The organism is Microcoleus sp. B4-C1 (assembly GCF_036705285.1).
GTDB lineage: Bacteria > Cyanobacteriota > Cyanobacteriia > Cyanobacteriales > Microcoleaceae > Microcoleus.
In genome coordinates, this window is sequence record NZ_JAUBUC010000061.1 from 17,605 (window position 1) to 42,457 (window position 24,853).

A 24,853-nucleotide genomic window follows, 5' to 3' on the forward strand; every position below is an offset into this window, starting at 1 on the left:
TCCCGCAGGGCGGGTTTATTTATATTCTCAGTTACCAAATATATGTCGGGTAAAACCCGAACCTACTCATATTATAATAAAAAGTAACATCGGCACAAAAAAATAATATGCAACCGCAATATTCAACCCAAGATTTCTCCACCATCTCGTCTATAAAATCCCCAACGCTGTTTTACGAATGGCAAAATTATCGCTGTGCTTATGAAGTTTATCAACCAACTACTGCGACCGAAGATAGTATCCCTTTGTTATTAATTCACCCGATAGGAGTTGGTTTGTCAAGAATCTTTTGGCATAGATTTTGTGAGAGTTGGTACAAAGCAGGGAACACTAATCCAATTTATAATCCCGACCTTTTGGGCTGCGGCGATTGCGAAATGCCTGCTGTGGCTTGCTATCCTGACGATTGGGCGGCACAGTTGCAGTATTTCTTGGAAACTGTGGTCAAAAAACCTGCGATCGTACTCGTGCAAGGTGCTTTACTGTCTGTAGGCTTGGCTTTAGCAAAAATGCAGCAGGAAAGCGGCTCAAATTTAATTCGTGGCTTAGTTCTCGCAGGGCCTCCAGCTTGGGCGGTAATGAACAAACATTCGACCGAAAGACAGCAACGAATTGTCTGGAATTTGTTAAATTCTCCCTTGGGAAACGCTTTTTACCGCTACGCCAGACGCGCTGAGTTTTTGCGGTCTTTTTCTGTGAAACAACTGTTTGGCGATGCCACACAAGTTGACAGCGAATGGTTGGATGCTTTGCAGGCTGGGGCGGCAAATCCTGACAGCAGACACGCGGTTTTCTCGTTTTTAGCGGGGTTTTGGCGCCAGGATTATAGCGGTACGATTCAAAAGTTCGATCGACCTGCACTCATTGTCATGGGAGAAAAAGCCTCAAGCATCAGTCAAGCGGGTAAGGAAGAGAAACCGGATGAAAGATTAGCGCAATATTTAGCTTATTTTCCCAATGGGGAAGGTTTATTAATGCCGGGGCGCAATGTTTTACCTTATGAATCCACCGCAGAATTTGTCGCGGCTGTTGCGGAGTTTGTGGATAAGTTAAATACAAGTTCAAGTTTTTTATGAAGTGGTCGTCTAATAATAACTGACCCAGTTAATAGACCTCATCATGTGTCCCAATATCGAGTAAAACAATGACTTCACTATTTGTTTCCGTATCCTCTTCAATCGAGAAAACGATGCGACAATCATAGCCGCAAGAGCAAGACTGAAGACCGTCGAGTTTGCCGCCTAGTTTGTGGGTACCTAGGTTTGGAAAAAATACATCTGCTTCCATTTGTTGAAGAGAGTCTTCAATACGTTGCTGGAGGTCAGGATTTCGTTTCACAAACTTGCGGAATGCTCGTTTGAATTTGGGAGTCAGAACCAGTTGTCTCATGCTTCCGGCTCGTCCAAAGACTGGCGTAATGTTGCAATAACATCCTCGGCTGACTGGTGTCGAAATTTGCCTGTACGGAAATCAGCTAAGGTTCGTTGGGCATCAGCAGCTATTTCCGCGCGGACACTCTCGCGGTGACGGTTTTGCAGGATTTTTATCAGCATTTCCTGCTGTTCGTAGGACAGTTGTAAAGCAGTTTCTAGCACTTGGTCGAGGGTATTCATAGAGTTAGGCTATTAGCTCTAAGGTTGAACAAATTGCGAAGTTGAGTAAATTGTATCGCTTATTCAAAGACTAGGCTACACTAAAAAAATGTACTAAACTCGGTTTTGTCATGAGCGACAACATCATTACGATTGAAGCAGGTAAACGCAGTGGAAAGCCTTGCATCAGGCGAATGCGAATTACCGTTTATGATGTGTTGGGTTGGCTGGCTGCGGGAATGTCTCACGCAGAGATTCTAGACGATTTTCCAGAGTTGACGGAGGAAGACATTAGAGCGTGTTTAGAATTCGGCGGTTGAAACCGCTTCTTGTCAAACAAAGTCGGCCTCCGCAGACTATGAATTTAGTTTCAACCACGATGCCAGATGGTTGTACCATCCTTTTGATCGATCAAAGTAATCCCATTATCCTTAAGTTCGTTGCGGATGCGATCGCCCTCAGCAAAATCCCTAGCTTTCCGGGCATCTTTCCGCTGCTGAATCATCACCTCAATATCCGCATCACTCAAACCGTCAACAGCATCATTGCTATCACTTTCCGGCTGAACTTCTAAACCCAAAACCCCAGCCAAACTCACCAAAGTTACCCATTTTTGCTGCAACAAATCCGGCGAACTTTCTGTTTTTCCCTGATGCACTAAAACATTGCCTTCTTTGGCCAATTCCTTAGCCAATTCAAACAAAATCGTCACAGCGCCGGGAGTATTGAAATCATTGTCCATCGCTGATTGAAATTCCTGCACAGCTTTGCTATCCTGTCCAGTTTTCTCAACGTCCCAACTCAGTTGAGAACCGTAGCGCAGCCCAAACAGCAAACCTTCATTGATGGTATTCCAGCCATTTCTAGCGCTAGCGATCGCCTCTTCGGTAAAATCAATTTGACTGCGATACTGCGCCATCAACACAAACAGCCTCACCGCCATCGGTTCCACCGCTTTTGCATTCTCGCTTTGATTCTTACTCCCCCCCTTACCAAGGGAGTCTTCATTCTGACTCCCCCCCTTACCAAGGGGGGGCTGGGGGGGGTTAGATTCCAAATCACCCGACCAATTGCCCTCCAACAAATCGCGAATTGTAATAAAATTGTGCAAAGATTTCGACATCTTTTTGCCATTGACAGTCACAAAAGCATTGTGCATCCAATAATTAGCAAGTGACTTGCCAGTCGCGGCTTCAGATTGAGCAATTTCGTTTTCATGGTGCGGAAAAGTTAAATCGGAACCGCCGCAGTGAATGTCAATAGTTTCGCCCAAGCAATCGCGCACCATAGCCGAACATTCAATGTGCCATCCGGGGCGACCTTTTCCCCAAGATGAATCCCAAGCAGGTTCTCCGGGTTTAGCGCTTTTCCACAGGGCAAAATCAGAGGAATCTTGCTTTTTTTGAGCTTCTATTTCTGCGGTTTCCAATCTACCGCTAGCCCCGGCCTGCATTTCTTCCAACTTGCGGCCGGAAAGTTTTCCGTAATCGGCAAACTGCCTCACGTTATAGTAAACGTCGCCGCCGGAAGCATAGGCATAACCTTTATTTTCTAATTCGTGAATCAGCCGTTTAATGCCGTCGATTGTATGGGTGGCGCGGGGATATTCATCGGCCCTGAGAATATTCAGCTTGTCCATATCTACAAAATATTCCTCGATGAAGCGTTCCGCCACGGCTTCCATTGTGGAATTGGTTTCGCGGGCGCGATCGAGAATTTTGTCGTCAATATCTGTAAAATTCTGCACGTAGCGCACATCGTATCCCCGCCACATCAGATAGCGGCGCACCATGTCCCAAACAATGTAAGCGCGGGCGTGGCCGACGTGGCAGTAATCGTATACCGTAACGCCGCAGCAATACATCCGCACCTTTCCTGGTTCGAGGGGATCAAAAGGTGATTCGCGACGGGTCAAGCTGTTGTAAAGCGTTAGAGTCATTCGATTTTAGATTTTAGATTTTAGATTTTAGATTTTACAAGATTTACGCAGAAGCTCTATGTGTAGGGTGTGCAGTGCCCACCTTATCTGTATAGGTAGCGTCAAACCTTTTTTGGGTTCAGGAATGTTGGTTTGTAGTTGCGATCGCCCGTTAGCGAAGCTCGCACAAGAGTACCGCCCAACTGCCAGCCTACCAAATTTTGTACTAAATCTCCTCTATCCATAGTACCGCCCTGGCCGACTCAATCTCACATCTAATTCATGTCAGGGAATGTTGACAATTGTTTCCCTGACGATCCCCACAAGCGCTTAATTGTCAAGATTCCCTGACAAAGTGATCCCCAAAATCACGAAAATGCGTATAAGTACCCAGAATTAAAGGAAAAGACCCCTTGACCCGATCGCAAGTTGTCTGCAACATTGAGTCATGACAAAACGATCCCAAAGAAATGCTTCGATTAAGCAGCACTGGGAGTCGAATAGCGCGTGTGCTGCCAGCACAGCGTTGCTAGCAGCACCGATCGCACTCACAAAATCGATCTTGTCAATCAAGAATCGACAGATAAAGCTTTATTTAGATCGAACGGTGCGCGCAGAAGCCAATAAGTCCAAACCCCCGATCGCATTGGGGAAAAGACAAGCTAAAAACAAGCAAGGCTTCAAAGGTTGGAGAGATTTGGAAGCTCGATAATATGTGGATTAAAAAGAGTTTCTAACTCAAAAAGTCAACACATTTGTGTTGAAACGAAAAATCTAACCCGCCATCCTAAATTAGTGGAGAACAAACTCATGGCAAAAGAACGCCCACCATTAGAAGAGATGACTTTGCGACAACTCCGCAGAGTTGCTAGCGAATGTGGAGTCTCTCGCTACAGCCGGATGCGGAAATCGCAACTCCTGGCATCAATTCAAGAAATTCAGCGCACCAAATTTTCCTACAGCCCATCTCGCAAACTAGAGGCACAAGAAGCAGTGGAAGCAGCAAAGTTTGAACTCGGTCAAGAAGATAGAACAGGCGGTTCTTTGTCGTCTGTAGATGAAGGTTTAGCAGATTTGCCCAACGGCTACGGCGAAAGCCGGGTGGTTTTAATGCCCCGCGACCCAGAATGGGCCTACACTTACTGGGACATTCCCAACGATCGCAAAGAAGAATTGCGTCGCCAAGGAGGACAGCAACTCGCCCTGCGGATCTACGACGTTACAGATGTTAACCTCGACATTCAAAGCCCGCACAGCATTCAAGAATATCCCTGCGACGAACTGGCGCGGGAATGGTACGTGCCAATCCCCGTGAGCGATCGGGACTACGCGATCGACATCGGCTACCGCTGTGCAGATGGCCGCTGGCTGGTATTAGCTCGATCGGCAGAAGTCCGCGTTCCTCCCGTCTATCCCAGCGACTGGATTGAAGATCAATTCATCACCCTCGATTGGGAAGAAGAATTGCAGGGCAAAACCTTCGCGGAACTGGTTCCTCCGGCCAAGAAACTCGCACAAGCAGTCAATGGCGGTGGTTACAGCACCAGCAACGCCATCTACGAACAAATCTTCGGCATGGCAGAATCGGCAGAATCCCTGCGTGTAGCGGGTTCTATCTTCGGTTCCATGCAGCACGTAGCCGGTTCAGTCCAGCAAGTCGGCATCCACGAACAAGCTCTCAGTTCCTACGTGTTCCCCTCCGGCGTCGGAATGTGGGCGGCTCCCACCATGTCCGGCCTCACCGCGTCGGGTGTCGGTATGTCCGGCCTCACCGCGTCGGGTGTCGGTATGTCCGGCCTCACCATGTCCGGTGTCGGTATGTCCGGTCTCACCATGTCGGGTTTCGGTATGTCGGGTGTCGGTATGTCGGGAGTTGGCTTCGCCGCCCCGATGCGCCCCCGCCAGTTCTGGTTAGTTGCTGATGCCGAACTGATTGTCTACGGCGCCACCGAGCCTGACGCTACCGTCTACGTAGGCGGACAGCCGATTAAACTCAATCCTGACGGCACTTTCCGCTTCCAGATGTCCTTCCAAGACGGCTTAATCGACTATCCGATTTTTGCAGTAGCAGCAGACGGCGAACAAAACCGCGCCATCCACTTGAAATTCAACCGCGAAACCCCAGAACGGCGCACCAATACCAAGCAGGATGCTGTTGTGGAATGGTTGGGCTAATCGCTCGCGGTCGATCGAGCAGCGGGCGATCGTTCAGGTTTGTGCCAATTTTTTAACCATCACAAGGCATAGCCTCAGCCGATCGTGATTTGTTAAGGTTAATCCCAGACAACAACCCATAACACCCCCTATACACCGTTCTCCTGTTTTGAGGAGCGGTGTTTTTTGTATTTAGTTTGTATTTAGGACTTACTCAGAAACCTGGTTTTTAGAGCAGAATAGATCGTCGATCGGGCGATCGACAAAAGTTATACCAATGCTTAAAAGTAGGGATAAATATAGATTGGATGCGAGCATCTGTAGGGACTTAGGCTGGGTGTAAGTCCCTACTTTGTTTCATCTGAGATATTGCACAATTCTCAATTACTTGTTTAGGAACAGGCAAGATGCCTGTTCCACAAAAGATGAATTTCATTGTGGAACAGGCATCTTGCCTGTTCTTGACAATGGTGCAAGATGTGAGTTTCATCCGATTGACAACTGCTATATTAGACAATTATCTCAATATCTCTCTATAGATAGATGTCTACTAAACTCCCCTTCCACCTACTTAAATCAAAATGTGCACTCTTCACTCAAGCATTATTAAGTAAGCTAAAGTTTACGTGAACAAACCTGACGGTCAACTGAGTACAGTTAGACCGCAGGCTTCTTTTTCCTTTTTTTCAAAGGCTTTTTATAGTGAGGTAGTTCCACCCCCACTTGCTAATATAGTATCCGAGTATTTCCAGATTATCAAGGGATATACAGAAATAATTGTCGCTTTGGGTACCTACACCCGACGAGCCTTTCATCCCAAGGAGTAATTCCCAACGGGGTACTTCGCGCAGCGCTCAGATTAATCCCCTTTAAATATACCGAGGGACTTCCCGGCTGGTAGTTAAATTTTTATTGCACAAACTGGCTAAATCCAGCGAAACAAAAGAAAGCGAGTTATCAAAGAAATAAGGCGATCGCACCGCCATTTCTCAAAAGCAAATGCAAAAAATAAATTCCCCGCAGCAACGAAGCCAGAAGCGTCCCCGTCTTTTAGCCTTATTCGCTGTCACATTAGCCACCGTCTTGCTTTTATTTATTCTGCCGGCACTGACTCAACAGCCAGTCGCGATCACCATGTTAATGCAAGGTCAAGACCTTGTTAACTGGAAACCCTTTGTCAAAGAATTTGAACAGAAAAACCCCGACATTCGCATCAACCTCATAGAAGGGCCTTTTGACAGCAATCTCATAGAAAATCTTTACACATCTGCCTTTCTTTTAGGCGAATCGCCCTACGACATCATCAACATGGATATTGTCTGGGTTCCCAAATTTGCAGCCGCAGGTTGGGTAAGCGATTTGACAGACAGAATTCCCCCCGAACAACTATCAAAATTTATCCAAGGAAACGTCGAAGGCGGGCGGTATCGGGGCAAACTTTATCGAATTCCCCACGCTTCCGATGCCGGAATGCTTTATTACCGCAAAGACATTTTAGAACAAGCGAAAATTCCAGCCCCGAAAACCTTTGAAGAGATGGTAAAAATCTCTCAAAACTTGCAAAAACAGGGAAAAGCAACTTGGGGTTATCTGTGGCAAGGTAAACAATACGAGGGAGTATCTGCGATGTTTGTCGAAGTGCTCTCCGGTTTTGGTGGCTTCTGGGCTAACCCGCAAACTTTTGAAGTTGGGTTAGATAAACCAGAAGCAATTAAAGCAGTGGAATTTCTCAAAAATACGATCGCCTCTGGCATTTCTCCTCCCGGTGTCACCACCTACGGCGAAGAAGAAACCAGGCTGTTATTTCAAAACGGCCAAGCGCTGTTTTTGCGAAACTGGCCCTATGTTTGGAAGCTGGCAAATGCCGAAGGATCGAATGTTAGAGGTAAAATTGCGATCGAGCCAATGCTCAGCAGTACCGGTCAAACAGGCGGTTCCTGCTTGGGCGGCTGGGGCTGGGGAATTGCCAAAACCTCAAAACATCCAGAACAAGCGTGGAAAGCAATTGAGTACCTTACCAGCGAGGAAACCCAGCGCAAATTTATTTTACAAACCGGTTTAGTTCCCAGTTACAAATCCCTATTTACCAACAAAGAAATAGTCGCCAAATATCCCCACTACCCGCAACTGCTAAAAGTAGTGGAACGATCATCTTTGCGCCCGCCCCTGGCACAATACGCTCAAGCTTCTGATATTTTGCAGCGCTATTTGAGTTCCGCTTTTACCGGGAGAATGAGTGCAGAACAAGCAATGAAAGCAGCCGCTAGCGAAACTCGCAATTTATTAGGTAGTTTGAAACAACCCCAAGCTTCGTAAATTTGACATCTTGCCTCTGTCAGAAACAGGCAAAATGCCTGTTCCACAAAGAGTTAGAAATAGGCAAAATGCCTGTTCCACAAAGAGTTAGAAATAGGCAAAATGCCTGTTCCACAAAGAGTTAGAAACAGGCAAGATGCCTGTTCCACAAAGAGTTAGAAACAGGCAAGATGCCTGTTCCACAAACCAGTTAATTCAATTGTGGGGAGTAGGGGTTGGGCTTCTAGCCCGCCCAAAAATAAATTAAAGGTGAACAAGATGCAATTAGACAAGATGCGACAGCGCGAACAAAAAACCGGATGGATATTAGTAGCACCAGCTTTGATAATTCTGATGCTAGTATTTGCTTACCCAATATTGCGGGCTTTTTGGCTGAGTTTATTCACCCAAAACCTCGGTACAGAATTAAAACTGGTTTTTTCCGGTTTTGCTAACTACAGTCGAATGTTAGGTGACGGGCGTTTCTGGCAAACTTTAGGCAACACCACAGTATTTACTGTCGCCTCTGTTGTGCTGGAATTAATTCTCGGTATGGGCATTGCCTTAGTCTTAAATCAATCCTTCCCAGGGCGCGGCATTGTTCGCACAATCTCCCTGCTACCTTGGGCGTTGCCCACTGCATTGATGGGAGTAGCTTGGGCGTGGATTTTTAATGACCAATACGGGGTAATTAACGACATTTTGAGGCGATTGGGATTGATTCAAAATAGCATTAGCTGGCTGGGAGATCCGACTTTGGCAATGATGGCAGTGATTACAGCGGATGTGTGGAAAACTACGCCCTTTGTCAGCTTGCTTTTGCTAGCAGGATTGCAGTCAATTCCCGGTGATTTGTACGAAGCACACGCGATTGACGGCGCGAGTAGCTGGCAGAGTTTCCGTCAAGTTACCGTGCCCTTGCTGATGCCCCAAATTGTGATTGCTGTGCTGTTTCGATTTGCCCAAGCTTTCGGCATTTTTGATTTGATTCAGGTGATGACGGGAGGGGGGCCGGCGGGGGCAACGGAGACGGTTTCTATCTACATTTACAGCACGGTAATGAGGTATTTAGACTTTGGGTATGGGGCGGCTTTGGTGGTGTGTACTTTTTTGATGTTAGTGGCAGCAGTTGCGATCGCCACTTATCTGTTATCGAGAGCCCGCATCAATTGATTTTAGATTTTAGATTTTAGATTTGAGATTTGAGGATTGTAGATTGTAGATTTTAGATTGCTGAACGGTTTAAATTTTTCCTTTCATTGGTATAAATTATGTCGATCGCCCGCGAACAACCTAGCAAAAAAACCTTTGACATCCGGCAATTAATCTTGCCAATCTCAGCGCTCTTAATTGTCGCATATTTCCTTGCACCCATTATCTGGCAAGTGTTAACTTCTTTCAAAGTAAATGCGGATATTTCGGCGATTCCCAACGTCTACATTCCCAAACGAATTACTTTCGAGCATTACCTGTCGCTGTTCCAGCGCCGCCCGTTTGCACTTTACATTTTAAATAGCGCTTTTGTTTCCATTACTTCAACATTGCTGTGTTTGGCTGTAGGCGCTCCTGCAGCTTACGCTTTAGCCCGGTTGCGGCTGTGGAGCGAGAGAATTATCCTGGCAACTGTGACGATTGTAACGCTATTTCCGGCGGTGCTGCTATTTTTGGGACTGCTGGAAATTGTCAAAGCTTTGGATTTAGGCAATAATTATTTAGCCTTAATTATTCCTTACACTGCTATCAATTTGCCGCTGACAATTTTGGTGATGCGAAGTTTCTTTCAACAGTTGCCAAAAGATTTGGAAGATGCGGCTAAAGTTGACGGCTACAACACTTTTCAAATGCTGTGGCAAATCGTGCTACCGATGACATTTCCCGCGTTAGTCACAACGGGAATTTTGACGTTTATTTCAGCTTGGAACGAGTTTATTTTTGCACTGACATTTATGACTCGCGAATCTCTGAAAACTATTCCCGTCGCAACTGCTCAACTCAGCGGGGTGTCAGTCTTTGAGATTCCTTACGGCCCGATCGCCGCAGCTACCGTTTTGGGAACTTTGCCCTTGGTTTTGCTGGTTTTGGTGTTCCAGCGGCGCATTGTTCAGGGTTTAACTGCGGGGGCGGTAAAAGGATAGTTTAGAACTGGTTCCTAGGCTCTGCCTGGGAACCGATATCTAGAGGCTCTGCCTCGCTTGTTAAACAGGAAAATTGGAGGCAGAGCCTCCGGATATGCGTTACCAGGCAGAGCCTGGAAACGAGCAAACAGTCAAAACAAGCAACAGAAGATTAATCCGTGTATCCGTGTTTATCCGTGTCGTGCTGTTCTTACCAATTTCCAATTACCCATTAAAAATCATGGCAAAATTGCAACTCAAAAACCTCAATAAAACCTACAGCCCTAAAGTAGTTCCCGTGAAAGACATTAGTTTGGATGTCAGCGAAGGGGAATTTCTGACTTTGTTGGGGCCGTCGGGGTGTGGTAAATCTACGACGCTGCGGTTAATTGCAGGGTTGGAACAGCCGACTAGGGGGGAGATTAGAATTGGCGATCGCGATGTCACTTATCTCAGGCCGGGCGATCGCGATATTGCAATGGTTTTTCAAAGTTACGCGCTGTATCCGCACATGACAGTATACGAGAATATGGCGTCGAGCCTCAAACTTCGCAAAATCTCCTCCAGCGAAATCAATCGGTTAGTGACAGAAGTTGCGACATCCCTCGGATTGACGGAATTAATCGATCGCAAACCAGGAAAACTATCAGGCGGACAGCGGCAGCGAGTGGCCCTCGGCCGCGCATTAGTGCGCCAACCGGAAGTATTTTTGCTCGACGAACCTTTGAGCAATCTCGACGCATTATTACGGGAAAAAGTTAGGGCCGAACTTAAACAATTATTTTCCTCACAAAAAGCTCCTGTAGTGTACGTAACTCACGACCAAACTGAAGCAATGACGCTTTCTACAAAAGTCGCAGTTCTCAACAGCGGCAACGTGCAGCAGCTCGATCCGCCACACTTAATTTATACTCGTCCGGCAAATCAGTTTGTAGCTGGTTTTGTGGGCAGCCCGCAAATGAATTTGCTAGTGCTTAAATGCCAGGGAAATTTTGCTAAGTTGGGGGAGTTTGGAGTTCCACTCCCAAATATGCCGACTGTGCCGCCAGAAATTGTCTTGGGAATTCGCCCCGAACACGTCGGCTTTGCAGATGTAGAGGCCGGCAATATGTCGGCCCCAGAGGCAATTAAAGGTGAGGTTTATTTAGTGGAAAACTTGGGAATGCAAAATTTAGTTAGCGTCCGAGTTAAAGGTTTGGAGTCAGTAACGGTGCGGGCTTTGCTGCCAAATGACCGCCACTGGAATTCAGAAATTGTAGAGCTGGTTTTTCCGTCTCAGTTGCTGCACTGGTTTGACGTGAAAACGGGCGATCGCTTGCAATAAGAATTTGCCCTGCATACCATGCTTGATTAAAAATTGTCTAACCATGTGTATAAAAATATGTTTTTTGCTTCTAACTAAGTTATGACTTTAGTTAGAGGTAGAACTATTTGGCTGCTGTTAACGTGATATTCATGTGTGAAAAAGCTAATTGGCTGACACATAGGTTGCGTGTTTAGCAGATTTTATCGCTAACCTATAACTCTATTTAGGTGGTCGATCGCAAGTTAAAGCTAAGTTGGCTTTACCTCGCATTAGCTGCTAAATTTGGAGCGAGTCAATTAGATGAAAAAATGTTGAAAATTATCACCAATTAACTTCGGGAGTATTACTGAGATGAATTTGATTTCCACAGCCATTGCTCGAATTAGTTCCCTGCTTAAGGGCTTTCAAATTAAGAGTTTTTTGAGTGTTGTCCTAGTCGGTTTTTTGCTGCTAACAACAAATGTTGATTCGGGAAGCAGTAACAAAGGTTTTGGCGCGCAAGCCAGCTCAAAGTCTGAGCTCAACAATCCTGAAAGACCCCAAACAACACGGGAATGGAGGCAAGAAGCTCGCGAAACCTCAGACTCTCCCGGCGAACGAGCTCAGAAGATTGGCCAAGAAGCAGGAGCAGCCGTGAAAGAAATGGGGGAGATGTATCAAGACACTGCTAAGAGAAGTATCCGCGAATTAAAGGATTAGTAGCTCCACCTAAAAAAATATAACACTGAGAAACCTGATTGCTTTCGGGGCGCAGCCAAGAGTGCTCGCCCTTCCGGGTTTCTGGACACCTGAAAAGTTTGACGTTTAAAATAGGTTGAGCTAGTTAATACGACAGACGCAATCAAGTAGGCAATCATAAATAAACTAGAACAGATGCTCAAAAACCCAGTTTCTCAGGTGAAACTGGGTTTTTGAGTTGGAAGTCTTTTATGTTAAATCAAATCCATTGTGACTTAGCTAGCCTCTGGAATACGAGTTCGAGGTCAAACTACGCAAACTTTCGTCTCTTTCCCTTTAGACGAATAAATAAGTGGTAAAGCGCTTAGGTTGCACCTAACATCTTGCACCATTCTCAGGAACAGGCTTTTCGGCCTGTTCCACAAAGAGTGAATTTTCTTGTGGAACAGGCATCTTGCCTGTTCATACAAAGCTTATTGAGAATGGTGCAACATCTCAGTTGCACCCTACATATAGAAGTTGCAGGTAATTCCTGATGAATAAACATCTTAACAGTCTTTGCTTAACCGGCCTGCTGTTCATCCTGCCTGTTTGTTCTGCGACAATTGCCGGCGCTCAACTTCCCGAAACTTCGGAGACTAATGCCAAGCAAACAAATCTCCTCAAAAATGAACTATTTTTTGGCTTAACCAAACCGGGATGCGAGACAATTTATGAATCAGAATAGCAGGAGTTTGTCAAGGCAGTTATTACCCCTCGCTTTCGGGAATGGCTAACCGTATTAGACGGCTCAGGGCAGTTTCTCAACAGATCGGGAATTCTGATTAGAGAAAACTCTAAAATAGTTATTTTAATTTATGAAAGGAGTCCTAAAAAAAATCAAGCTATTCAGGAAATTATCGAAACTTACAAGCGCACTTTCCAGCAAGAGTCAGTGCTGCGGGCAACCAGCGAAGTTAAGGTTTCTTTCTGATGTGGTCATCCAATCAGCGTATTTATGATATTATTCGTGGTAATCAAGGTCATATCCTCAAAGATACGTAGGGTGCGGGTGCAAGAAAAATCATAATTTGTGGGTATCGATCGCAGACTGCAAAAAATCGCTATAAAAACCTGGCCGGGAGAAAACAAAAATATGATGAATGACGGCAACCAAAAAGCTGAAGCGCCTGAAACTGAGGATGCACAAAATTTGTCCGGCATGGCGAAAGCTTTTCTTGTGAACGTGGCTTGGTCTTACGCAGAGGCATTGGAGCTAATGAAACGATCGCGAAATCCACAGGAACCAGCGCCGCAATCTCCTATAGAACAAGTCGAACCCGATACTGAAAAAAATTAATGAAGGACTATTAATGCGATCGATTTGCCAAATTATCTGGGGGTGCGATCGCAATAGTCAATTAGCTGTTTTGAGTTAAGAACAATCTACTCAGAACAGCGAACTGTGCAGCTTAAGCCGAATTTGTATTGGATTTTACAATAAAAAAAAACTGAAAGCCCCGTGACCCTTCAACAAGCTCAGGAAAAGCTTTAGTCCGGGGATGACAACTGCGTTGCAGGTTGGAACCTCAACCTATATCTATCCCTAAAAGGGATTTAAACTACACTAATGTACGGTTTTACCGCTACAGTGTACAAAACAAATAACCAATTTTTAGATCGGTCTCATGTCTAATTCAAAAATGATTGGTAAAGCGATCGCAAGTAGCCTTTGCTTGGGCATCCTCATTAGCTTCAACGCCGCCCTCGGTTCAGCATCCGCAGCAACACCAACAATTGCCCAAGAAACAGCAGCCCCGGCCGCTAGCACCCTCGACCAGCAACTCTTAGGCCAATGGCAAGGCACTGTTCCCTCCGGTCAGTCTTTCACCTTCGTCTTTGCCCCAGAAGGCAAATTGTTTCTCATGGCTAAAGGCCCCGATGGAGCCGCCCGCGCCAAAGAAATGAGGTACAAAGTTAATCTCGGTGAAAAACCGATGCACATTGATGTCGGCCTCAGCAGCACAGAAACCGTTGAGACTGTTTTTGAGTTGACTCCCGAAGGTCAAATGCGGCTTCAGTTGCAAGGCACGAATCCCGGACAGGCGAGGCCTAATTCCTTAAACGAGCAGGCAACTGTGTTTAAAAAGGTCTCCGAGGCCACTGCACTGCCTGCTGACACTCAAGTCATCGGTTTTTAAGGAAAATTGCAGGCAGAAGTATAATTTGGTGAAAAAACGGTTGCTAATTTTGGGGGGGACGGGGGATGCTGCGGAACTGGCGGTGAGAGCGTCTCAAATTGCTGATATAGAGGTGGTTTCTTCGCTAGCAGGACGCACTCAACAGCCTTTTACCCCCAAAACGGGTACGGTGCGAATTGGGGGGTTTGGTGGGGCGGCTGGGCTGGCGGCGTTTTTGCGCGTTAGCTCAGCCCGCCCCTACGGGGACTACGCCAACGGAGACGATCGCCCGATCGACTTCTTAATCGATGCTACTCATCCGTTTGCGGCTCGGATTTCTGCTAATGCTGCTGTTGCTGCTGCTGAATGTAATGTGCCCTTTTTGATGCTGGTGCGGCCTGCTTGGGAGAGGGTGGAGGGCGATCGCTGGATTGAAGTTGCGGGCCACTCGGAGGCTGCGAAGGCTTTATTAGGGCTGTCTCAGCGGGTGTTTCTGACGATTGGTAGGCAGGAATTGGCTGCTTTTGCTGGTTTGGATGCTATTTGGTTTTTGATGCGGGCGATCGATCCTCCGGCAGTCAATTCTCCTATTCCTAATGGTAAGTTGTTATTAGCAAGGGGGCCTTTTTCTTTGGATGAGGAGCGCCAATTACTATTAGAATATCAGATTGATACAATTGTTAGTAAAAACAGCGGGGGCGCTGCTACTTATGCGAAAATTGTGGCGGCTAGGGAACTGGGAATTCCGGTGGTGATGGTGCAGCGGCCGCCGATTGGGGATGTTGAGCAGGTTGCTGATGTTGCAGGGGCGATCGCTTGGTTAGTTAAGCAGTTATCAGGACTTTGATAACTTCGTGTTCGGGTAGGGGAACCATGACTTCTAATGTTCTTTTGCTGTAGGAAAGTCGGGATGCGCGACTTTCTCCTAATTCGGTTTGTAGGGTTTCAAACATCGGCCAGGTTATCTCTTTGAGTTAATAGTTGGTTTCCTGGCTGGATGATTATTTGTTTTAGTTCTAGCTGCATATTTTGACATTTTTAAGGGGATTGGAAATATAAAATAATTTAAGTTAATAGATTTTAGCAATTCAGAACTTATGCGGAATTGCTGTTAGAGATTAAGATTAAATTTATTGAAAACTAGGGTAGCGTTGGGCAATCATTTCCTTCAGCAGTTCTCATGCCTCCTATGATAGTTTCCACGATCGCACACTGCTTAGCACCACCGTTAACAGTAGAAACTGTGGCAACAAATCGACGAACATTTGGATTTGCTGATGTATCTAACGGAAGTTCATTTACATTACCCAGATAGTCAAAAACGATCGAGTTTGCAGGTGCAGGCGCATTATGACGAAGTGCAATGGTGCCGGGTGGAATTTCGCCTCCACCATCTAAGGTCTGCGTACTACCACCCGTAGCTAGTGGGGGGGTAAACGTAATTTTTGGCGGATCGACCGTTGTATCAAATGTAACAGTGATATCGCGCTTAGTTCGCTTTGCTTCGCTTTGTGCAAGTCGTAATGATTGGAAAACGCGATCGTTGACAGTGCGAACTCTTTGTCTGTTGATGAATCCCTGCCAGCTTGGAGCCGCGATCGAGCTGAATATACCTATGATTAACGCTATCACGAGCACTTCTAGAAGGGTGAATCCTCCATCATCTTTTCTGGATGCAGTTTTGTTGAAATTATGGCTGGGCTTGGCAGCCGAGTTATGCAAAAGTTTTAATAATATGGGTGGGGTTTTCATGGTATTCTCCTATTGTTTATCGGCGGGCGGCGATTCGGAAATGTGTTTCAGAAATCCGTTATTTTCCTAACCCACCTAAACCTTGTACTTGCACGGTTGCTGTTGGGAAATATGCCGATTTCGTGGCCTCATAATCAGCATCAGTTTGAATGCGGCGCAGGCTGTTTCCTCTGAGCGTCACTCTGGCTATGTTTTTAGATGTATCAACACAAGCGTAAAAGCTGTGGTTTGAGCTGTCCGTTATTAGTAAATTGTTTGCATTGAATGTTGCTGGTGGTGGTGGTGGTGTTACGGAAAGAAGAGTTTGACACTGAGTTCCGGTTGGTATTGGAACATTAGTGCTACTGTAGTGGATGTAATTAACCAATACTTCAGGATCTGGAAAATTTGCTCCCATCGTCACATTTACTGTGGGCTTATTAAAGTCAAAGTCTTTATTAAATGCCTTACTGCCTTCTTGACTATCACTTAAATCTGCCGCATCGTAATAAGGTTTTGTGGGATCTATGGTGTAGGGATTTCTAACTGGCTCCCTAATTTCATAGCGAGCAATACGGGTAGGACAATTGCCTCCTGAAGGCTGACACCAAATAGAGTTAGGAGCAGTATCTCTGATCTGGTAGTAAGCCACTAAGGATAGTACATAAGTGTCGTTGCACTCACTACCGTTAGCTGGACAAGCGCTTGGTGTTTTTGCACTAACAGTCGAATTAATAGGAACAGCATTTTTAATTAGCTGTCGCTTCCAGAATACTAAAATTGGAGTACCTGTGGTATTTGTAGGAGCCGGAGGAAGTTGAGTCGCGGGGTTAATAGCAGTGATTCCTGCCTGATCGTAAATATAAATAGCTTGACTCAAATCTTGGGCGATGAAATCAACGGCTGCCTGAAGGTCTTGCTCGGTATTTGACTTGACTTGTTCCCTCCTGTCGGTATTGAGCATATCGACTACAAAACCGAGCATCGGCGTAATGATTAAAAACGCCATAATTGCTCCGACTAATAGCTCGACAAGAGTCATCCCCTTTTCTGTTTGAGCTGGCCCTGAGCGGTTTCGCTGGTACTGAGTTTTTAGAAGCAACCTGAGTAAAGTTTTCATTTTGACTGTTTCCTTTGTCCAATGGGGGGAGCGATTTTAAATTTAATAACGGGGACTTTGATTATTACTGACATGGGCCGTCATTAATGCGAGTACACAAACTGTTGTAAGCACCTTCTCTATCGCTAGCACCTATTTCTGTTCTCATTTCTACCAAAGGCGCTCGGAGATTTCCCAGCCCTGAGCTAGTAATTCCTTGCTGTACTTGTCGGTTTGGGGCGTTGACTTGAATACTTCTCTGAGTTGTTAGTGCTCCGACGCCACTAGCAAAAGAACTAGCCCTGTAAACCCGAACAATTAAGCTGTAACCTGTTTTTGCCGGATTTGTAGCAGCGGGTAAGTTGTTATAGTAGTAGCCCTGAACTACAAGGTCTTGATTGCTGTCAGTTTCACACTTTTCAGTTGTTACATCTTTTTTGTCTATGTCTATGCAGTAAAGAGCGTTGACGTTGGTTGGAGCGGGAGTGTCCTCTAATTGCTTGGTTGTGGACTGAGCAGGAAACCCGTTAGCACCTTGTTTAAGCGCCTCAGACCTGAGCGCCTCAATATAGGTTTGGGCGGCTTGAGTAGCCATTTCTATCCGTTTGGCTTGTACGCGAGTTGCTACTGAGAAAGCCATCACGGGGGCGATCGCAATCATCAGTACCGAAACTACAATCATCGCTACCAATGACTCGATAATCGTGTAGCCGGCTTCTTCAGACTTCTGTAAACTACTGTGTGGCTGTTGGCGTTTTATCATAGTAAGCACTCCGTATTGGGAACTCAGGAATGTGAGGGTTTAAAGGTCAGGGAAGTTAAAGACAGCCTGCTGGTTTAGGGCCGTCATTTACAGCATATATTCCAGATGGAGCGCGATTAGGGTTCAATTTTTCAGCGCACATTAAAGTTTTTACCCAATCATCATTCCGGCTGACTTCTCTGAAATATTCGTCAGGTTTTTTCTGAGAAGCAGGGAGAGTGAATTTTTGGGCAAACAAGTCAGGCGGCTGTGAAAGCAAACCTACATCAAATCCCCATTCCCGATCAGGCGGTACGAAATAGCCGATCGTACCACCTCCTGTTTCTATTTTGTAAGGGGTAGTGGGGTAGGTTGTGTCGTAGTCGAATAGCTTGGCCTTGAATAGAGAACCACCAGCAGGATCAATAACAGATAGGTAGGGAGCAGTGGCGTAAGAACTGCGCTTGAATTGGATAAACGAACCTGCGATCGAGTGAGTTAAGCCTTTCCAATTTTCCATAAAGCGCGGTAAGTTTTGCATACCACCATTGGTGTCGCCCAGGGTGGCAGAGATAGCCCGAGAAGGAACGTCATTGGAGGCGACTATGAGGTTAAACTCCGTCGGTCGTGCTTTTTGTATCCATCGCCTTTCGTTGGCGTTGAGGCCTATTCCTGGGGCCGCACCAGGGGCTGGATCAGTAGTTGTTGCCTGAATTTGCAAAGTAGGTCTTAGCTGTGGCTGCTCAACTGTATTAGGAACTCCGCTACTAACTGTTGGTAATTTGGCGTACAACAGAGGTTTATCATTGCCATAGTCCATTCCTCCTATTCGATTAGCATTGGTGGTTGTCGCATACCAAAGAGCGTTGTCTTTGGGCGGAGGCTGACTAGCGGCGGTGGGTACATTAAGCGCACCACTAGATATCGTTACATTGACGGGATTTCCTGTGGCGTAGTGAGCTACCTGGTTGCTACTATTAATTCCCAGTGCCACAGGGATAGTGCCATCCAGTACCAGCCTATTTTGGTTGGGACCTGCACTGTTTCGCAAAAAAGCGACGCGACGGGGATATCTGCGATCTGCTGGATCGATAGCTGGTCTAGCTGTTGTACCTGATAAAAGTTGATCGGCAGTGGTAATAGTTGCTGGGACAGCGCTTGTCGGTTCTATTTCACCATTAAATTCCCCAAGAGGAGCAGCATCAATACCAACTACCCAGTCATTAGGCCCGCAAGCTGAAACAGGCAACTTCCGGCAGATTTCCATTACATATTCTGGAAAATTAGCCCGTCGCTGAACTGGCGTAACGAAATTGTTGAAGTATGAACTATTGGGAGCAGCACCTGTGGTAGTCCTGTAGTTTGTGTCTGTTGGTGTAACGCTAGTCCCCGTGCTTTGCCCGAACTTTTCTTGGTTGAGAATGTCAAAAGCAGCACCGCTACTTAAACCGTTAGTGACGTAGTTGTTAGCACCAAAACCGTTAATCCTGCGAGCTGCTTTAGCCGTTACCTCCGTCTCTTTAACGTTAACGCCCGTATCGTTCGTAGTCCCATTTCCATTGAGGTCAAACCCGAAGTCAGCTTCATTAAAACCGACATCACTGGTGTCACCATCGCCATTCAAGTCATAGCCGACGATCGTGGTACCTGCATTATTTCTCAGGTCAAAATCTCCGTGATTGCGGACACCGTACCGGAAGCCATCCTGTAAATTACCTGACACTGGCTCAGAGAGTAGGGTAATCGCATCCGAGAGCACTGTTGCCGCTCGCCAATTATCGCTGCCAGCGCATTTGCCAGGGTATCGCGGATCATTGAAGCGACAAGCAAAATCGGGATCTAGGTTGGAACCGAGGCGACCGTAGAAATCGCTGGGAGTCCAACTAAAAGCCCCTTTAAATTCCCTCTTGGTGTGTTTGTTAAATTCGCCTTGGATGTACACCGGCAGGTTAGAAGTCAACAGCAAACCCTTCTCTTTGAGTACGTCTGTCACCGTGCTTACAGTTGTCGGGCGGCCCAAGCTAGATCCATTAATCAGCATAATTCCGTGGGGGCGGCGACTGGGGTCTAGCCGAGAATCCGTTGAGCTGCTTAGCTGGCTGCGGGTTGTATCAATGGCAGTGCCAAGACTATTGGGAGTACGATCGCTGCGATCGGGTGCTGCATCGTCACGGCTGGCATAAATTAGGCCGCTGTAAGGCAGCATATACTCCTTGTTAAGGGTGTTGATCTTGGGCAATCGATCGTAAGTGACCGAATTTTTGTTCCTTAGCTTATCGATATCTAATTGCGTGACCCGGATTTCTAGGGGTTGTCTTTCTGCTAGAGCAAGGTCGTATTGTCCGGTTAGCTGCGCCCTCTGAGCGCGAGCCATCAAGCCGGTACCAGTGGAAGAACTTAAGGGACTGCTAAGGCTATAAGTCTCGTCCACTGCAGTAGCTGGGTCGTCCTTGTCTATCGCCTTAACTTCCCTAGGATTGAGAAAAGCAACTTCCCGAATTGTCCCGTGGTCGAGATAGGTGGTAGCAAAGCCTGTAGTCGGATTTGCCAAAATTTTAAAAGAGCAAAGAGTAGAGTCGATCGCAGCTTTTTCCGACAAGCTGCGTTCTGCGTCCGCCTTCTGCAAAGCCTTCCTTAAGTTCTCGTTGACAAACCTACCGTCGGGGAAGACGAGACTGGCTTGATAATTCAAGCGATTCTCTGGTGTTCCTATTGAAGTGAGACTTGATGGATCAGTCAGGAGACTTGCCGTTAGAGTTGCACCGGTCGGTCTGGCGTCAGGAGGGCCGTAGACGATGCCGTTGTTGGATTTACCATTGTTATCGCTTCCCAATGGCAAATCTGGATGGTTGAGACTGGAATCAAATAAAGTTGTACCCTTCTTGTATCGGTAGCTCGGATCGTAATAGCTGCTGACACAAGCCAGCGGGCTATCAGCTAATTTAGCATTTTGATCGCTTGGGTTGTTTGCGTAGTGATAGATCGCACTTGCACGCATCCGCAAGTCGCCCTTAGCATACTGGGGAGTCTTGGGGTCAATAGTGCCGCTCAAATTTGATGTCAGAGGTTTGGGCAAAGTGCCCCAAGTAGCAGCCGTCAAATCAGTCCAGCCAGTACCAGCAGGATTATTGTTATAAACTTTAGAATTCGGGCCGGGTGACATCGGCATGGAGTCGGGCCAAACAACAGGGAACTTTTCTACAGCAGTAGTTGCCGGGTTGTCGTAGAACTCCGATACTGCATTCGCAGCAGGGTTGAAGACTTTGGGAGGTGGCAGAAAAGAGTTTGTGCGCTCGTAAACACCCGCACCCGTAATTACCCGCAATCCGCCAATGCCATCAACTGCTGTTTGAGGTGCTTGGGCCGCACTCTTTTCCCAGAAGCCGTCTCTCTCTGCTCCCCCTACATCAGCGAACTGCCTCACTTGCGGTTCTCGGTAGCGTTGGCCCCCATCCAGCCAGTTAACTCCCAATGTGTCTCTTCCTTCCTCACCTTCACCCACAAATTTGGGAGGGTCCAAATCGCTTCTCCACCTTAGTGCTGGTAGATTATTGCCTACGACTATGCGATCACCTAACTCGGATTCTTTATTATCTTCCTCTACCTTTTCCGGGCTGTTGGCTTGCAGCCTTACACTTGTATCGAGGTTAGTGTTGCTGTCCAAAGGCATAACCCAGGGATCCACCGGTCGCAGTTCCTCCCCTGTACCACCGAATGGAGATGAAGTCACCACTTTTGTTACAGGATCGACAAAGCCAGCCAATGCGTCTCCAGTGGCCGACACTTCTGCAAAAGGCACTTTCCGCGTCCGCAATCTAAAGTAAGATTCCAGCTTTTCGCCTCGAATCTCGTTTTGACGATCGGCGCTGGGAGCAGTGGGGTCAGTTTCTTCTTGAACTTGTGTGGCAATAGCATTTTTAACTTCCTGGGGATCGGAAGCAGGGGCATTTTTTTGCTGTTCGGAAACTAACAAACCGATGCGATCGGAATAAGCCTTGTTATTGTACATGACCCCCAAAGCACCATCTTTGTAGGCTACAGATTGGTCTGTGGCCCCTTTAATTGCTTTTGTGGTGACTGGATCGGTAGCCTCCTTCCCAAATAGATGCACCGCTATGTCTTTGCCAGTGTTGCCACTACTTCCCGACCAGCCGTTAACCACATTACCGCTAACGACTATTTTGCTATTTTCTAGGTCGTAGAAACAAGATTCTTTGCTGCTAACGAGATAGAATGCCACCGGACCATTAAAAGTCGTAGTGACCATAAAGTTACTGTTAGTAAATATCCGTCCGTTCAGACGCAGTGCCGGACCTGGAGATACTTCTAAATCATCTTCATAAACCACCGCATTATTTTGTAGTGGAATGCGTTTTTGGTCTTGTTGATACTCCAAAGCAGAGAAACTTGGAGATCCTTTAAATATTTCGTAGTCGTCAGGTTGAGTGACTCCCGTAATATTACTAATCGGCACGTTCACTGTGTAGACAAAGAAGCTTTTTTTTAGTACGCCCTCTGCTTTGTACCAGTCCGTACTGCCTACCAAACTAGCGCTAGTACCTGCTGCGGCCTTGCAGATCGCGTTGGTAGAACCTTGGGATACCGACATAGGAGGGGTTCGGGCTTCTAAACCCTTTCTAGCTCTATTAAACTCTCCTGTGTTCAGCTCGCGAGGTGGGCTGCGAAAATATATCCCGTATAGAGTGTAGGTATCAAATTTCCCATTGTTGTCAGTATCTACAGGGAACCTCCAAGCGGTATTTATCCTCTCGCTTTCATTAATTTTAGTTAGATCGGCAGGGGCAGGCTCAATTACCTTTGAATTATCAATATCAACCTTAACCTGTAGAACATCCTCATCTCCAAATTTAAAGCGATCTGAATCCAGCGCTTGGTAAACGCTCAAGTCTGATGGTGTATCAAGTGTTCCGCTTCCTTGAGGGGATAAAGCGTACTGAATTTTCGCTTTCGCCCGATCGAGCGCCGGAGTCGCCGCCGCCAGCACCTGCTGGTTCACGCGCACGTTACGCGCCGTATTTGCCCGATCGAACGATCGCAGGGTAATCGCCACAGTCAACAAAATCACTACCAGCAACACCATCGTCACCGTCGGCAGCACAAACCCCGCCACCGGCAGTCTCGCCCTCCGGCCCATAGCCATCAGGGTTTGCAGCATTGCTCTCATCAGCCGCTTCGCCCCGGATCTGGTAACACCAGCAATCCGCCGCAGCAGGGATACGATAACTTTGGATAATTTGCTCTTAAACATTGACGCCTTCCTGAATAATTTCAGAGATGGTATTGCTGGTAGTTACTGCTCGACAGTACAATCCCATCTTTATTGTTCCCATTTTCCACAACCTGCATATCAGCCTCTTGCACAAATTTTAATTTGTACCTTGGCTGAAAAATAAAACCCACAAACCCACAACCAAAATCGCCGCCGATAATATATTTTTCAGCGAAAGATTTGCCCCGCAGGGATTAGATATTCCTAACTCCACTCTAATCTAGTTAAATTGAAATGTCAGGGGTCAATCGATTTTCGATTTTCGATTTTCGATTTTCGATTGACTTGCGCGAGATAAATGCGGGGGCTTGAGGATTTTCGATTTTCGATTGACTTGCGCGAGATAAATGCGGGGGCTTGATACCACCTTTGAAATTCGTGGTCAGACCCAGAGTGAATGCGATCGCCCAAAAACAGCGATCGCGATCGTATCCGATGTATTTCCCAGCCCCTATCTGGCCGGCTTTGTTGTTGTGTTCGCCTTGCTAGCGCTTTTCAACCACCGGAATCTACAATCACGATCGGCCGATCGAGTAGTTAAGCCTGTCAGCGCGATCAAATCTAAATTGGGCGATCGAATTGCCGTAATGCCCCTAAGTGCGATCGAATTGCCCTAATGCCCCCAAGTGCGATCGAATTGCCCTAATGCCCCCAAGTGCGATCGAATTGCCCTAATGCCCCCAAGTGCGATCGAATTTCCGTCATGCCCCCAAGTGCGATCGAATTTCCGTCATGCCCCCAAGTGCGATCGAATTTCCGTCATGCCCCCAAGTGCGATCGAATTTTCGTCTTGCGCCCCAGCCCGCCGGGGGTTAAAAACCCCCGTCTCATAGCTAAAGTCCTCTAAAGAGGACTAATCAAATATTAAGATATTAGATATATAAATACATCTTCAGTCCTTTTCAAAGGACTTGCGCTATGAGACGGGGGTTTTAACCCCCGGCGGACAATCGGTACAAATGCCAAATCCGAAACACTGTCAGTACAAGTGCCAAATAAACCTAGCATCCCCACCCATGAAACAACCCCCCAAACCCCCCGACTTCATCATCATCGGCGCCCAAAAAGGCGGCACAACATCCCTGTACAATTACCTAATCCAACATCCCCAAGTCGCCCCCGCAGTCCAAAAAGAAATCCATTACTTCGACTTCAACTTCGACAAAAGCCCCGACTGGTACTACGCCCAATTTCCCCAGCCCCAAACAAGCGAAAATCTAGTAACCGGAGAAGCCAGCCCCTACTATATCTGTCACCCCCAAGTTCCCCAGCGAATTTATGATTTATGTCCCAAAGTTAAAATAATCGCCCTGCTGAGAAACCCAGTAGAACGCGCAATCTCCCACTATTATTACTATATCAAAATAGGCTACGAATCCCTATCATTAGAAAGTGCGATCGCCGCCGAACCCGAAAGACTCAAAGGCGAAATAGAAAAACTCCAAGCCAACCCAAACTACTACAGTTACGAACACCAACACCACAGTTATCTAACCCGCGGCATTTACGCCGATCAACTCCCAGCCTGGATGAAACTTTTTCCCAAATCACAACTTTTAATCCTCAAAAGCGAAGACTTATATACCAATCCCTTCGGCACATACAACAGCGTCTTAGAATTTCTAGAATTGCCGCCGCACCAACTACAAACCTACGAAAAATACAACGCCACCCAATATACCCCCATCAGCGAGACAGTATACGACCAATTGAGAGCATATTTTCGATCGCACAACCAAAGACTAGCCCAATTGTGCGATCGAGACTTCGGCTGG

The 24,853-nt window shown here is 46.6% G+C and carries 26 protein-coding genes and 1 pseudogene; 18 read left to right on the forward strand and 9 right to left on the reverse strand.

The window, feature by feature from the left end:
• Positions 1-107 precede the first annotated feature (107 nt).
• Entirely contained in the window at positions 108-1,076 is a 969-nt protein-coding gene (locus tag QUB26_RS22065) for an alpha/beta fold hydrolase (protein WP_333243506.1), read from the forward strand.
• 28 nt (positions 1,077-1,104) lie between these two features.
• On the opposite strand, the gene QUB26_RS22070 is transcribed toward QUB26_RS22065, so the two are convergent.
• Both QUB26_RS22070 and QUB26_RS22075 read right to left on the reverse strand, forming a co-directional pair.
• Positions 1,105-1,389, reverse strand: a complete 285-nt coding sequence (locus QUB26_RS22070) for a type II toxin-antitoxin system RelE/ParE family toxin (protein ID WP_333243503.1) — start codon at positions 1,387-1,389, stop codon at positions 1,105-1,107.
• Positions 1,386-1,613, reverse strand: coding sequence for a hypothetical protein (locus QUB26_RS22075; protein ID WP_333210616.1), 228 nt, complete (start codon positions 1,611-1,613; stop codon positions 1,386-1,388). The genes QUB26_RS22070 and QUB26_RS22075 overlap by 4 nt, the downstream gene beginning before the upstream one ends.
• 110 nt (positions 1,614-1,723) lie before the next feature.
• Between QUB26_RS22075 and QUB26_RS22080 the strand changes: the two genes are divergently transcribed.
• On the forward strand, positions 1,724-1,912 hold the full coding sequence (locus QUB26_RS22080) for a DUF433 domain-containing protein (protein ID WP_333243500.1): 189 nt from the start codon (positions 1,724-1,726) through the stop codon (positions 1,910-1,912).
• Between the two features lie 50 nt (positions 1,913-1,962).
• Here the strand turns inward: QUB26_RS22080 and cysS are convergent, their stop codons facing one another.
• Positions 1,963-3,531: a cysteine--tRNA ligase gene (gene cysS, locus QUB26_RS22085; protein WP_333319725.1), complete on the reverse strand. Its 1,569-nt coding sequence runs from the start codon at positions 3,529-3,531 to the stop codon at positions 1,963-1,965.
• 101 nt (positions 3,532-3,632) lie between these two features.
• A complete protein-coding gene (locus QUB26_RS22090) occupies positions 3,633-3,755 on the reverse strand; it encodes a hypothetical protein (protein ID WP_333243494.1) in 123 nt (40 codons plus the stop codon).
• Between the two features lie 203 nt (positions 3,756-3,958).
• Here QUB26_RS22090 and QUB26_RS22095 point away from each other — a divergent pair, with 203 nt between their 5' ends.
• From QUB26_RS22095 to QUB26_RS22155, 13 genes and pseudogenes are all read left to right on the forward strand, one after another.
• Positions 3,959-4,222 (forward strand): hypothetical protein, encoded by a 264-nt coding sequence (locus QUB26_RS22095; protein WP_333243491.1) that lies wholly within the window; start codon positions 3,959-3,961, stop codon positions 4,220-4,222.
• Positions 4,223-4,320: 98 nt separating this feature from the next.
• A complete protein-coding gene (locus QUB26_RS22100) occupies positions 4,321-5,685 on the forward strand; it encodes a DUF4912 domain-containing protein (RefSeq protein ID WP_333243488.1) in 1,365 nt (454 codons plus the stop codon).
• Between the two features lie 386 nt (positions 5,686-6,071).
• Positions 6,072-6,203, forward strand: coding sequence for a hypothetical protein (locus QUB26_RS22105; RefSeq protein WP_333243485.1), 132 nt, complete (start codon positions 6,072-6,074; stop codon positions 6,201-6,203).
• 460 nt (positions 6,204-6,663) lie between these two features.
• Positions 6,664-7,980: an ABC transporter substrate-binding protein gene (locus QUB26_RS22110; protein WP_333243481.1), complete on the forward strand. Its 1,317-nt coding sequence runs from the start codon at positions 6,664-6,666 to the stop codon at positions 7,978-7,980.
• 258 nt (positions 7,981-8,238) lie between these two features.
• Positions 8,239-9,132 (forward strand): sugar ABC transporter permease, encoded by an 894-nt coding sequence (locus QUB26_RS22115; RefSeq protein ID WP_333319727.1) that lies wholly within the window; start codon positions 8,239-8,241, stop codon positions 9,130-9,132.
• Between the two features lie 98 nt (positions 9,133-9,230).
• Positions 9,231-10,094, forward strand: a complete 864-nt coding sequence (locus tag QUB26_RS22120; protein WP_333319729.1) for a carbohydrate ABC transporter permease — start codon at positions 9,231-9,233, stop codon at positions 10,092-10,094.
• A 220-nt stretch (positions 10,095-10,314) separates the two neighbouring features.
• Positions 10,315-11,397 carry an ABC transporter ATP-binding protein gene (locus QUB26_RS22125; RefSeq protein WP_333319732.1) on the forward strand — a complete coding sequence of 361 codons (1,083 nt, stop codon included), beginning with the start codon at positions 10,315-10,317 and terminating at the stop codon, positions 11,395-11,397.
• 333 nt (positions 11,398-11,730) lie between these two features.
• A complete protein-coding gene (locus QUB26_RS22130; RefSeq protein WP_333243470.1) occupies positions 11,731-12,078 on the forward strand; it encodes a hypothetical protein in 348 nt (115 codons plus the stop codon).
• A gap of 514 nt (positions 12,079-12,592) precedes the next feature.
• Positions 12,593-12,784, forward strand: a complete 192-nt coding sequence (locus QUB26_RS22135) for a hypothetical protein (RefSeq protein ID WP_333243467.1) — start codon at positions 12,593-12,595, stop codon at positions 12,782-12,784.
• A 12-nt stretch (positions 12,785-12,796) separates the two neighbouring features.
• Positions 12,797-13,030, forward strand: a pseudogene (locus tag QUB26_RS22140) (DUF3574 domain-containing protein); the annotation flags it as partial.
• A gap of 99 nt (positions 13,031-13,129) precedes the next feature.
• The gene (locus QUB26_RS22145) at positions 13,130-13,396 is read left to right on the forward strand and encodes a hypothetical protein (protein ID WP_333243464.1); all 267 of its coding nucleotides are present in this window, start codon (positions 13,130-13,132) and stop codon (positions 13,394-13,396) included.
• A 328-nt stretch (positions 13,397-13,724) separates the two neighbouring features.
• Complete coding sequence (locus QUB26_RS22150; RefSeq protein WP_333243461.1) at positions 13,725-14,237, forward strand: hypothetical protein; 513 nt, start codon at positions 13,725-13,727, stop codon at positions 14,235-14,237.
• Between the two features lie 28 nt (positions 14,238-14,265).
• Complete coding sequence (locus QUB26_RS22155; protein ID WP_333319748.1) at positions 14,266-15,063, forward strand: cobalt-precorrin-6A reductase; 798 nt, start codon at positions 14,266-14,268, stop codon at positions 15,061-15,063.
• On the opposite strand, the gene QUB26_RS22160 is transcribed toward QUB26_RS22155, so the two are convergent.
• The 5 genes from QUB26_RS22160 to hpsA form a co-directional block, all read right to left on the reverse strand.
• Positions 15,041-15,169, reverse strand: coding sequence for a hypothetical protein (locus tag QUB26_RS22160; RefSeq protein ID WP_333319734.1), 129 nt, complete (start codon positions 15,167-15,169; stop codon positions 15,041-15,043). The genes QUB26_RS22155 and QUB26_RS22160 overlap by 23 nt on opposite strands.
• A 187-nt stretch (positions 15,170-15,356) precedes the next feature.
• A complete protein-coding gene (locus QUB26_RS22165) occupies positions 15,357-15,968 on the reverse strand; it encodes a prepilin-type N-terminal cleavage/methylation domain-containing protein (RefSeq protein WP_333319736.1) in 612 nt (203 codons plus the stop codon).
• A gap of 58 nt (positions 15,969-16,026) precedes the next feature.
• Positions 16,027-17,067, reverse strand: a complete 1,041-nt coding sequence (gene hpsC, locus QUB26_RS22170; RefSeq protein ID WP_333292907.1) for a hormogonium polysaccharide secretion pseudopilin HpsC — start codon at positions 17,065-17,067, stop codon at positions 16,027-16,029.
• 64 nt (positions 17,068-17,131) lie between these two features.
• Positions 17,132-17,809 carry a hormogonium polysaccharide secretion pseudopilin HpsB gene (gene hpsB / locus QUB26_RS22175; protein ID WP_333319738.1) on the reverse strand — a complete coding sequence of 226 codons (678 nt, stop codon included), beginning with the start codon at positions 17,807-17,809 and terminating at the stop codon, positions 17,132-17,134.
• A 55-nt stretch (positions 17,810-17,864) separates the two neighbouring features.
• Positions 17,865-23,057: a hormogonium polysaccharide biosynthesis protein HpsA gene (gene hpsA / locus QUB26_RS22180; protein ID WP_333319740.1), complete on the reverse strand. Its 5,193-nt coding sequence runs from the start codon at positions 23,055-23,057 to the stop codon at positions 17,865-17,867.
• Between the two features lie 368 nt (positions 23,058-23,425).
• Between hpsA and QUB26_RS22185 the strand changes: the two genes are divergently transcribed.
• The 3 genes from QUB26_RS22185 to QUB26_RS22195 all read left to right on the forward strand — a co-directional run.
• A complete protein-coding gene (locus tag QUB26_RS22185; RefSeq protein WP_333319742.1) occupies positions 23,426-23,695 on the forward strand; it encodes a hypothetical protein in 270 nt (89 codons plus the stop codon).
• 9 nt (positions 23,696-23,704) lie between these two features.
• Positions 23,705-23,911 (forward strand): hypothetical protein, encoded by a 207-nt coding sequence (locus tag QUB26_RS22190; RefSeq protein WP_333319744.1) that lies wholly within the window; start codon positions 23,705-23,707, stop codon positions 23,909-23,911.
• Positions 23,912-24,094: 183 nt separating this feature from the next.
• Positions 24,095-24,853, forward strand: a 759-nt coding sequence (locus tag QUB26_RS22195; RefSeq protein ID WP_333319746.1) for a sulfotransferase domain-containing protein, incomplete at its 3' end; no start/stop codon positions are given.

Coding starts and splice junctions, on each gene's coding strand:
- QUB26_RS22130 (WP_333243470.1), top strand. CDS start 11,731: ATGAATTTGATTTCCACAGCCATTGCTCGAATTAGTTCCCTGCTTAAG.
- QUB26_RS22105 (WP_333243485.1), top strand. CDS start 6,072: ATGCCTGTTCCACAAAAGATGAATTTCATTGTGGAACAGGCATCTTGC.
- QUB26_RS22110 (WP_333243481.1), top strand. CDS start 6,664: ATGCAAAAAATAAATTCCCCGCAGCAACGAAGCCAGAAGCGTCCCCGT.
- hpsC (WP_333292907.1), bottom strand. CDS start 17,067: ATGAAAACTTTACTCAGGTTGCTTCTAAAAACTCAGTACCAGCGAAAC.
- QUB26_RS22125 (WP_333319732.1), top strand. CDS start 10,315: ATGGCAAAATTGCAACTCAAAAACCTCAATAAAACCTACAGCCCTAAA.
- hpsA (WP_333319740.1), bottom strand. CDS start 23,057: ATGTTTAAGAGCAAATTATCCAAAGTTATCGTATCCCTGCTGCGGCGG.
- QUB26_RS22120 (WP_333319729.1), top strand. CDS start 9,231: ATGTCGATCGCCCGCGAACAACCTAGCAAAAAAACCTTTGACATCCGG.
- QUB26_RS22075 (WP_333210616.1), bottom strand. CDS start 1,613: ATGAATACCCTCGACCAAGTGCTAGAAACTGCTTTACAACTGTCCTAC.
- QUB26_RS22070 (WP_333243503.1), bottom strand. CDS start 1,389: ATGAGACAACTGGTTCTGACTCCCAAATTCAAACGAGCATTCCGCAAG.
- QUB26_RS22135 (WP_333243467.1), top strand. CDS start 12,593: ATGAATAAACATCTTAACAGTCTTTGCTTAACCGGCCTGCTGTTCATC.
- QUB26_RS22090 (WP_333243494.1), bottom strand. CDS start 3,755: ATGGATAGAGGAGATTTAGTACAAAATTTGGTAGGCTGGCAGTTGGGC.
- QUB26_RS22165 (WP_333319736.1), bottom strand. CDS start 15,968: ATGAAAACCCCACCCATATTATTAAAACTTTTGCATAACTCGGCTGCC.
- QUB26_RS22160 (WP_333319734.1), bottom strand. CDS start 15,169: ATGTTTGAAACCCTACAAACCGAATTAGGAGAAAGTCGCGCATCCCGA.
- QUB26_RS22095 (WP_333243491.1), top strand. CDS start 3,959: ATGACAAAACGATCCCAAAGAAATGCTTCGATTAAGCAGCACTGGGAG.
- QUB26_RS22080 (WP_333243500.1), top strand. CDS start 1,724: ATGAGCGACAACATCATTACGATTGAAGCAGGTAAACGCAGTGGAAAG.
- QUB26_RS22185 (WP_333319742.1), top strand. CDS start 23,426: ATGCGGGGGCTTGATACCACCTTTGAAATTCGTGGTCAGACCCAGAGT.
- QUB26_RS22115 (WP_333319727.1), top strand. CDS start 8,239: ATGCAATTAGACAAGATGCGACAGCGCGAACAAAAAACCGGATGGATA.
- QUB26_RS22100 (WP_333243488.1), top strand. CDS start 4,321: ATGGCAAAAGAACGCCCACCATTAGAAGAGATGACTTTGCGACAACTC.
- QUB26_RS22150 (WP_333243461.1), top strand. CDS start 13,725: ATGTCTAATTCAAAAATGATTGGTAAAGCGATCGCAAGTAGCCTTTGC.
- hpsB (WP_333319738.1), bottom strand. CDS start 17,809: ATGATAAAACGCCAACAGCCACACAGTAGTTTACAGAAGTCTGAAGAA.
- cysS (WP_333319725.1), bottom strand. CDS start 3,531: ATGACTCTAACGCTTTACAACAGCTTGACCCGTCGCGAATCACCTTTT.
- QUB26_RS22065 (WP_333243506.1), top strand. CDS start 108: ATGCAACCGCAATATTCAACCCAAGATTTCTCCACCATCTCGTCTATA.